Raw genomic sequence first — 9,243 nt, forward strand, 5'->3', positions numbered from 1 at the left:
GCGCGCAGGAGGTACGGCCCCAGCGACTCCGAGTAGGCCGGGGTCATGTGGCCCTCGGTGTCCCGCCCGAGGCGCACGGACCGCCGTGACGAGCCCCATCGCGACGCCCGCGATCGTCGGATGGATGCCCGACTCCACGGTCGCCGCCCAGAGCGCGAGCCCCGCCACCGCGTACGCGGGCCCGCCCCACGGCGGGCCGATCCGGCGCAGCGCCACGATCGCGGCGAGGATCGCGCCGGCCGCGGCCAGGGCGGTCAGGTCGATCCCCGACGAGTAGAAGAGCGCGATGACGGCGATCGCGCCGACGTCGTCGACGATCGCCAGGGTCAGCAGGAAGGTCCGCACCCCGGCCGGCACGCGCGGGCCGAGCAGCGCGAGGGCGCCGAGCACGAACGCGATGTCCGTCGCCATCACGATCCCCCAGCCGCGCGCGCCCTCGCCACCGGCGTTGATCAGCGTGAACAGCAGCGCGGGCACGACCATCCCGGCGACGGCCGCGATCGCCGGCACCGCGGCCGCACGGCGATCCTGGAGCTCGCCCGTCTCGAGCTCGGCGCGGATCTCCAGCGCGACGACGTAGAAGAACAGCGCCATCAGGCCGTCGTCGACCCAGTGACGCAGGTCCTCGTCGATCCCGAAGCCGGGGACCCCGAGCCGCAGGTGCGTGCCCCAGAGGTCGGCGTAGCTTCCCGAGAGCGGCGAGTTGGCCCACACGAGCGCGACCACCGTGGCGGCGAGCAGGAGCCCGGCGGCGCCGGTCTCGGTCGCCAGCAGGGCGCGGAGCGTGCGGAGGACGGGGCGCCGGGGCGGCGAGGGCGACGCGGGGGCCGAGGGCGAGCCGGTGCCGGAGGGCGAGCCGGGATCCGAGGGCGGTCCGGGAGGCGGGGAAGGGGGCGGCGGGGCCATGTGTTCCGAGGGTCGACGACGTGTGTCGACGACCAGGCTTCCCGTCACACCACCACCCATCGTAGTCGGTCGGGTCGACCCGGTCCGGTCCTCGCGCGGGGGTGTCCCGCGGGACGTCGCATGCAGCGTCCGCACAGGCGTTCGTCCTGCGGGTATCGTCGGCCAACCGCCCGCCGCGTGGGGCGGGACGCCCCCGAGGAGCACGACGTTGCCGCAGGAATCGCAGGTGATCGGCTGGCCCGGCCGCAAGATGGTCGATCGGAGCGGCGCGCGCATCGGCGTCGTCCAGGACGTCTTCGCCGACGAGCGCACCGGCGAGGCCGCCTGGGCCACGGTGAAGACCGGGCGCTTCGGCGGCGCGGTGCGCCTGATCCCCATCGACCGCGCCCGCGGGGTGAAGAAGACCGTCGAGGTCCCCTTCTCCGCAGCGACCGTCGAGTCGGCCCCGGACATCGGCTCCGACGGCGACATGAGCCTCGACGAGGAGCGCACCCTCCTCGCCCACTACGCCGCCGACCGGCCGGTCGCCGACAACGCCGGACCGGCGAATGTCGGACCGGCGGACGTCGGACCGGCGGAGGTCGACGGATCCGCGGGCACCGCCGAGGGCGGCTCCCCGCCGGCGGGGAGCACCGGGACGGATCCGCCCGCCGAGGAGACCGTGACCGAGGCCTCGACCGCATCGGCGGCGACCAGCGCGGAGAGCGCGGCGGTCGACGGTGGAGTCGCGGCGGCCGCGGAGTCGCCGGTCGACGATCCGTCGGTCACGGAGGCCGAGGACGCGGAGGCGTCGGTCGACGATCCGTCGGTCGCGGAGGCCGAGGCCGCGGAGTCGCCGGTCGACGATCCGTCGGTCACGGGAGCAGAGACCGCGAAGCCGGCAGCCGAAGAGCCGGCGGTCATGGACGCAGAGGCCGCGGGGTTGTCGACCGCGGAGCCGTCGGTCACGGACGTCGAGACTGCGGAGCCGGCAGCCGAAGAGCCGTCGGACACGGACGAAGAAGCCGCAGGGTCGTCGGCCGCGGAGCCCGAGACCGCGCAGCCGTCTGCTGACCTCGTGGCGGGCGACGGGGAGGGCCTCCCCGACGACGAGCCGGCGGACGAGACCACCGCGCCCGACGACGAGGGCGCACCGGCCCCGGTCACCGACGAGGACCGCGACGGCGAGCCGGCGAAGGACGACGACGGGCCCGCGGACCCGTCCGAGACGGACGAGGCGCACACCATCGGCGGGGCAGAGCCCGACGACGACGTGCTCGGTGCCGGCCCGGAGACGGACGAGACCGACCCGGCGTCGACCGACGACGACACCATCGGACCGGACCCGACCGGCGCGCCGTCGGCGATCGACGACCTGCTGGCGGGAGCGCACGGAGCCTCGGTGCTGGGCCGCCCCGGTCCGTCCACCGAGCCCGCGACCCCGGCGTCGTCGTTCGTCGCGCCCGGCAGCGGCGCGACCCGCCCCGAGGACCCCACGGACGACGCCTGGATCCCGCCGGCCACCGACGCCGCCCCGCCCACCGAGCACGACCCGGCCCTGTGGCCGGACGAGACGGGGGCGGACGAGGACGTCGCCGGCGCGGACGACGAAGCTGGCCGCGACGACGCGACCGCATCCGACGACGAGGGGGCGGCGCACGGCGACGAGGCCACGGCCACGGCCGGATCCGACGAGGAAGCCGCATCCGACGACGCGGCAGGGCCCGAGGCCACGGCCGGATCCGACGAGGAAGCCGCGCCCGACGACGAGGGAGCGACCGCTGATGAGGCCGTCGACGAGGCCGCGCCGGCGGCCGCCGACCCTGCGGACGACGAGGCGGCGGCCGACACCGGTGCAGCGACGTCCGACGGCCCGGAGCCGATCGACCCGGAGGCGGCCACGGCCGACGTCGGGACCGGCGACCAGCCGTCCTCCCCGCCCGCCGGCGGCGGGGAGGACGAGCCCACACAGGTCCTGGGCTTCCCGGACCTCCTGCCCCCACGGTCCGCATCGTCCGACTCCCCCGCGTCGTCCGCGGACGACGGCGACGAGACCATCGCGGCCGAGCCCGAGGACGCCGACGATCCCCCGGCCGCGTCGTCCGAAGCCGTTGGTCAGGGCGAGGCGGCCAAGCCCGCGACGACTGCCGCGCCGGAACCGGGCGACGTCGCCGGCTCCACTTCCGACGCCGTGTCGGACGGTGACCCGGCCGAGTCCGGGCCGGACACCGAGAACGACGACGCGGAGACCGACGTCGGCCTCACCGCGGACGCCGCTGCGGCAGGGCCCGAATCGGACCCGGCGATCGATGACGCAGGGCCCGAGCCGGACGCCGAGGCCGGTGACGCAGAACCCGAGGCAGACGCCGAGACCGGTGTCGCAGAACCCCCGTCGGACGCGACCGACGAGGCGCCCGAGACCGAGGACTCGCCACCGCCCGTCGAGGCCGTGACCAGCAGGCCGACGTCGTCGACGGCCGCGCCGGCTCCGGACCAGTCGGGGTCGGGGCGTTCGTTCGGCCCGGTCGGCCTGGCGCTGGGTGCCGCCGGCCTGGGCTTCCGGATCGCCCGCGGAGTCCTGCGCTCGCGCCGCCGCCGCGACTGAGGACGGCCGCTCCGGTGGCGAGGGCGAGGCCGGCCTTCACGCCGGTCGCTGCTCCGGCCCGGGTTCCCCCCGCACCGGGGGGAGAACCCGACCAGGAACGCTCCACCGTCCCGCGCTTCGCGACGGACACGCCCGCACGTGCCCCACGCCCCGGCACCTCGCAGACCGGACCGACCTGGCCGTCGCTCCTCCGGGCCGCGCGCCCGCGTACGGGTGGCAGCGCGCCAGCTTGCGCGGAGGGCGGATCCGGAACCGGGGTTGCGGCGTACTAGGGGAAGGAGCGCGCCACTCGGGCGCGGACGCCGCATCGCGGCACCAACCGTCGGAGGAACCCATGGGATCCGGTCTGCTGCAACCCACGCACGTCATCATCCTGCTGGTCATCGCCCTGCTCGTGCTCGGGCCGAAGCGCCTGCCCGAGGTCGGCAAGTCGCTCGGCCAGGGCCTGAAGGGCTTCAAGGCGTCGCTCGAGGGCGACGACGACGAGCCCCAGGTCCGCCGTGCGAGCGCCACCCCGGTCGCGCCGACCGCCGAGGCCGAGGTCGCCCCGGCCCGCGCCGACGACTGATCCACCGGGCGCCGCCGCGCGCCTCGTCGCCGGCTTCGCGCCCGCCTCAGCCCGCGTCGTCGACGCCCGGGGCCGCCGCGGGCCAGCCCGCGAACAGGGGCGCGATCCGCGCCAGCCAGACCTGCACGACGTCGCGGCCCGCGGGCGCCAGCTCGAACCCGGCGTCGACCGGGTCGTCCGTCCGACGTACGTGGTCCTCGGCGATCAGCTCGTCGAGGACGGCGCGGAGGACCCGCTCCCCGAGGGCCAGCCGCAACGCGAGCCCACGGGCGTTCGCCCGCTCGAACGGCGCGTCCTCGTCGTCGGGCACCGCGAGGGCGACGAGGACCTGCAGCGCCGTCGCGTCGGTCTCGCCCAGCGCGTCGACTCCGAGCGCGCGCCGCGACAGGACCGCGGCGCCCAGGGCGGCCAGCGCGATCGGTCGCGACCGCCAGCCGAGCTCGAGCACCGCGTCGTCCTCCGGGTAGGGCTCCGGCTCGTCGGGTCCGTCGTCGCCCCACGGGTCCTCGTGCTCTTCGTACCGCCAGTCGGGGAGCCACGGCTCGGCGTCCGCCTCCTCGGCGGCAGCCCAGCGCCCCACCGACGCGTCGCCGTACCACGGGCCGTCCGCCCAGCTCCCGCCGTCCGGCCGTCCCTCGGCGGTCCACTCCCCGCCCTCCTCGTCCCATGCCCCGCGGCCACCGTCCGCCCCGCGGTCGCTCCAGGCCCCGTCGTCGCCGCGATCTGCTCCGCCGTCGCTCCGGGCCCCGCGATCTCCGCGGTCCACGCCATCGCCGCCGCCCGCCCCGCCCTCGTCGCCCCGCACCCCGCGGCCGCCCTCCGGCCCGCCTTCGTCGTCCGGCCCGTCACCGCCGCCCACGACGTACCCCTCCCAGCCCGTGCCGCCACCCACGGGACCGGTGCTCCAGGTCGGCGCCGGGCCCCCGATCGGCCCGGCGGCCCGCTCGCCGTCGGTCTCGCCGGTCAGCTCGTCGAACGCCGCCCGCGAGCGCGGGAAGCCCTGCCGCAGCAGCGCCTGGCGGACCCGCCTCGCGTCGCGGACCAGTCGTCCGTCGCGGCCGGTGGGCAGCACGCCGACGGGCACGAGCAGCAGCCGCACGCCCCGCAGGTTCAGCGCGAACGGGGCGTAGTGCCAGCGCCCGGCGTCGTAGCCGACGATCGCCATCGCGACCCCGTGGTCGGGCCAGAACGCGTCGGCCTCGAGCGGCGCGCCCTCCTCGTCGACGAGGAACGGCCAGCGGTGCCCGCGCACCGCGCTGCCGAACACCTCCGCGGCCAGGTCCACCACGTACGCGCGATCGTCGGGCTCCACGCGTCGAGCCTAGCCGCGACCCGCGAGTGCCCCCGCGCCATCCCTGAAGCCGGGCTCTGCGGGCGCGAAACGGCCTTCTTAGCCCCGGCTCAGGACCACCTCACCGGCGGGGCCTAGCGTCGGACCCCGCCGCACCGCCCCCAGGGCGCGGCGGACCGACCCCGGAGGCCCGATGACCGTCCACCGCAGGATCACCGCACTGCTCGCCGCGCTCACGACGATGGCCGGCGGATCGTTCGTCGCGTCGGCTTCGGCGGACGCGGACGTCGAGTCCGGCGAGCGCGGCGCCCATCCGGCGCTGCAGGTCAGATCGACGGACCACGCGACCGCCCAGGGACGGCACGCCAGCGACCTCGCGGGCGCCCTCGGCATCAGCGACGACCGCCTCGGGACGGTGCTCCGCGAGCTGCGCACCGAGCGCCGCGCGTCCGACGTCGTCGGGGCGCGGCCCGCCGTCCGCGGCGCCGCCGAGCTGCGGGCCGACCGCGCCGACTACGCCGCGGCGCTCGCGGCCAAGGTGGGCGTCAGCCCGGCGGTCGCCGCCGCGGCCCTGGACGGCCGCCCGGCCGCCCAGGCGTCGTCGGAACCGGCCACGCCCGCCGCCCCCGCCACACCCTCGGATCAGGCCGGCTCCGCCACCGTCGTGGCCCCGCCCACGCACCCCTCCCCCGCCACCGCGCCGCCGGTCCCCGTGCGTCCGCCGTCGCCGCCGGGTACGTAGCCCTGATGATGCGTCGCCTCGCCGGTCCCCTCGACACCCTGCTGGACCGGACGGTCGCGCCCGGATACACGCGGCTGGGTCTGCTCGTGCGACGGCGGCTGCCGACGTGGCCCGCCGAGCTCCCGCGGATGGACGGCCGCACCGTCCTGATCACCGGGCCGACGTCCGGGATCGGCGAGGCCGCCGCGCAGGACCTCGCGCTGCTCGGCGCTCGGGTCGTCCTCCTGGCCCGCAACACCGACAAGGCCGCCGCGACGCAGGCCCGGATCGCTGGCGCGGTCCACGCCGCCGACCCGTCGCACACGGCGGACGTCGCCGTCGTGCGCTGCGACGTCTCGTCGCTGGCCTCCGTCCGCGCCGCGGTCGCGGCGATCGAGGAGCAGGACGAGCACGTCGACGTGCTGATCCACAACGCCGGCGCGATGCCCGAGGAGCGCACCGTCACCGACGAGGGCTTCGAGCTGGCGTTCGCCACGAACGTGCTCGGCCCGTTCCTGCTGACGGCGCTGCTGCAGGAGCGCCTGAAGGCCGCCGCGCCGTCGCGCGTGATCACGGTCTCCTCCGGCGGGATGTACGCGCAGAAGCTCGACGCCGACGACCCGCAGCACCAGCACCGCAAGTACTCGCCGGCCTCGGTCTACGCGCGCAACAAACGTGCCCAGGTCGTCCTGAACGAGCAGTGGGCCGAGCGGCTCACCCGGACCGGCGTCGTCGTCCACACGATGCACCCCGGCTGGGCCGACACGCCGGGCGTCGAGGAGTCGCTGCCGGGGTTCCACCGCCTGACGAAGCGGATCCTCCGCTCGCCGGCCGAGGGCGCGGACACGATCGTCTGGCTGGCCGCCGCCTCGGCGCCGATGCACCGGTCCGGCGGGTTCTGGCAGGACCGCCGCGCCCGCCCGACGCACTACGGCCCGTGGACCCGCGAGGACCCCGCGACGCGCAGGAAGATCTGGGAGACGTGCGCGCAGCTCGCGGGCGTCGACGCGTCCGTCCCGGCCTGATCCTGACGGGCGCTCAGCCCGCGACGGGCGCGTCGCCCTGCAGCGAGCGGATGCCGGCGTCGACGAACCGCAGCGCGCGGTCGAGCAGGTGGAGCAGGACCGGCTCACCGTCGATGCAGCCGTGCTCGTCGGCGATCTGTCCCTTGCCCTCGTGCTCACCGCCGACGATCCCGAAGATCGCGAACGTCGCCGCGGCCGCCATCCGCGGCTCGAGCGCGTCGGGCGACGCGCCGAGGTCCTCGGCGATCGCGGCGGCGATGAGCTCCTCGCCGAGCGCGCGGTAGCGCTGCTCGACGGCCTTCAGCCCGTCGTCGGTGTCGACGACCCGCCGCTGCATGCGCATCTCGGCGTCCCGCTCCGCCCAGCGCGGCAGCTCGGCGCCGATCCAGTCGCGCAGCGCGTCGGCCGTCGTCTCCTCGCCGCTGCGGGCCCGCAACCGGGTGGCCAGGCGCGCGAACGAGTCCTCCTGGTCGGGGAAGACCAGGTCCTCCTTGGCCGGGAAGTACGCCGAGACCGTGCGCGGCGAGACGTCGGCGGCGGCCGCGATCTGGGGGATCGTCGTCTCGTGGAAGCCGTCGCGGTCGAAGAGCTCGAGCGCCGCGCGGGCGATCGTCTGCCGCGTGCGCTGCTTCTTGCGCTCCCGGAGACCCGCGGGTTCGAACCCCTCGGACGGCGTGGTGGCGTTCACCATGTCGTGACAGTACCGCGCGGTCGGTCGTCATGCTGCAAGAGACGCAACTTCGCATCCAACGCATTTCTGCAAGGCATGCAAAGTTCTAGTGGCAGTGCTATCTTGCGTCGCGGCGCTCGTCCCCTGCGCCTCGTCCGACCCGTTTCAGGAGCCCCATGTCCTCCCTGTTGGCGCGCATCGCCCGCGCGCTCACCCATCACTGGAAGCGAACGCTGGCCGCGGCACTGGCCACGGTCGTCGTGCTCGGCATCATCGCCGGCACCGCCGGCGGTCCTGCCGCGGACGACTTCAAGATCCCAGGCACCGAGACGCAGAAGGCGCTCGACCTGTTCAAGGCGCACCAGCCCGCGCTCGCCGGCGCCGACGCCGACGTCGTCTTCCAGGCGAAGTCCGGCAAGCTCACCGACGCGCAGAACAAGACCGCGATCGACGGCGCGATCGCGAAGATCAAGGCACTGAAGAACGTCGACACGGTGACGTCGCCGTTCGCCAAGGGCGGCGCGATCACCAAGGACGGGACGATCGCCCAGGCGAAGGTCCAGTACGCCGTCCAGCAGACCGACCTCGAGAAGGCCGACGGCGAGGCGCTCGAGAAGGCCGCCGACACCGCGAAGAGCTCCGGCGTCACCGTCGCGATGCGCGGCGCACCGGTCGACCTCGCCGCCCAGGAGAGCGTGCCGGTCGGCGAGTTCGTCGGCATCGCGATCGCGATCGTCCTGCTGACGGTCCTCTTCCGCTCGGGCGCGGCGATGGGCGCGACCCTGCTGGGCGCGCTGATCGGCGTGATGATCGGCCAGATCCTCCTGGCGGTCCTGGCCAAGCCGCTCGGGCTCCCGGACTTCGCCACCCAGATCGCGGTGATGCTCGGCCTGGGTGCCGGCATCGACTACGCGCTCCTGATCATCGGGCGCTATCGAGAGCAGATCGCCGCCGGCGACAGCGTGCGCGACGCCGCGGCGAAGGCCGCCGCGACGTCCGGCTCGTCCGTCGTCGCCGCCGGCCTCATCGTGATGGTCGCGATCGCCGGCCTCGCCGTGATCGGCATCCCGCTGATCACCAAGCTCGGCCTCGGTGCCGCCATCGGCGTCCTCGCCGTCGTGCTCTCGGCCCTGTTCGTGATCCCGGGCATGATCGGCGCGTTCGGCAAGAAGCTGCGCCCGAAGAAGATCGAGCACGTCCAGGCGTCGCCGGCGTTCGCCCGCTGGGGCGAGCGCATCACGGCCCGCCCGTGGATCTCCATCGGCGTCGGCGTGATCATCCTGCTGATCTTCGCCGCGCCGCTGACGCAGATGCGCCTCGGCCAGCCGGACGACGGCAACCAGCCGACGTCGAAGACCCAGCGCGTGGCGTACGACCTGCAGAGCAAGGCCTTCGGGCCGGGCGCGAACGGCCCGTTCCTGCTGGCCGTCGACATCGCCAAGAAGGACGATCCGCAGTTGCAGTCGCAGCTGGACAAG

The 9,243-nt window shown here is 75.5% G+C and carries 8 protein-coding genes; 5 read left to right on the forward strand and 3 right to left on the reverse strand.

Annotated elements, in window-relative coordinates; all coding sequences use genetic code 11:
- A partial coding sequence (locus AB0L40_RS24355; protein WP_364360810.1) for a Na+/H+ antiporter NhaA occupies positions 1-906 on the reverse strand: 906 nt, incomplete at its 3' end.
- A gap of 208 nt (positions 907-1,114) precedes the next feature.
- On the opposite strand from AB0L40_RS24355, the gene AB0L40_RS24360 reads away from it, so the two are divergent.
- Positions 1,115-3,490, forward strand: coding sequence for a PRC-barrel domain-containing protein (locus AB0L40_RS24360; RefSeq protein ID WP_364360812.1), 2,376 nt, complete (start codon positions 1,115-1,117; stop codon positions 3,488-3,490).
- Between the two features lie 334 nt (positions 3,491-3,824).
- The gene (locus AB0L40_RS24365; protein ID WP_364360814.1) at positions 3,825-4,058 is read left to right on the forward strand and encodes a twin-arginine translocase TatA/TatE family subunit; all 234 of its coding nucleotides are present in this window, start codon (positions 3,825-3,827) and stop codon (positions 4,056-4,058) included.
- A 46-nt stretch (positions 4,059-4,104) separates the two neighbouring features.
- Here AB0L40_RS24365 and AB0L40_RS24370 read toward each other — a convergent pair whose 3' ends face one another.
- The gene (locus tag AB0L40_RS24370) at positions 4,105-5,370 is read right to left on the reverse strand and encodes a hypothetical protein (RefSeq protein WP_364360816.1); all 1,266 of its coding nucleotides are present in this window, start codon (positions 5,368-5,370) and stop codon (positions 4,105-4,107) included.
- A 172-nt stretch (positions 5,371-5,542) separates the two neighbouring features.
- Here AB0L40_RS24370 and AB0L40_RS24375 point away from each other — a divergent pair, with 172 nt between their 5' ends.
- Both AB0L40_RS24375 and AB0L40_RS24380 read left to right on the forward strand, forming a co-directional pair.
- On the forward strand, positions 5,543-6,091 hold the full coding sequence (locus AB0L40_RS24375; protein WP_364360818.1) for a hypothetical protein: 549 nt from the start codon (positions 5,543-5,545) through the stop codon (positions 6,089-6,091).
- 5 nt (positions 6,092-6,096) lie between these two features.
- Complete coding sequence (locus AB0L40_RS24380; protein WP_364360820.1) at positions 6,097-7,095, forward strand: SDR family NAD(P)-dependent oxidoreductase; 999 nt, start codon at positions 6,097-6,099, stop codon at positions 7,093-7,095.
- A gap of 13 nt (positions 7,096-7,108) precedes the next feature.
- Here the strand turns inward: AB0L40_RS24380 and AB0L40_RS24385 are convergent, their stop codons facing one another.
- Positions 7,109-7,786 (reverse strand): TetR/AcrR family transcriptional regulator, encoded by a 678-nt coding sequence (locus AB0L40_RS24385; RefSeq protein WP_364360822.1) that lies wholly within the window; start codon positions 7,784-7,786, stop codon positions 7,109-7,111.
- 155 nt (positions 7,787-7,941) lie between these two features.
- Here AB0L40_RS24385 and AB0L40_RS24390 point away from each other — a divergent pair.
- On the forward strand, positions 7,942-9,243 hold a 1,302-nt coding region (locus AB0L40_RS24390; RefSeq protein ID WP_364360824.1), incomplete at its 3' end, for an MMPL family transporter.

The organism is Patulibacter sp. NPDC049589 (assembly GCF_040675535.1).
Classification (GTDB): Bacteria; Actinomycetota; Thermoleophilia; order Solirubrobacterales; family Solirubrobacteraceae; genus Patulibacter.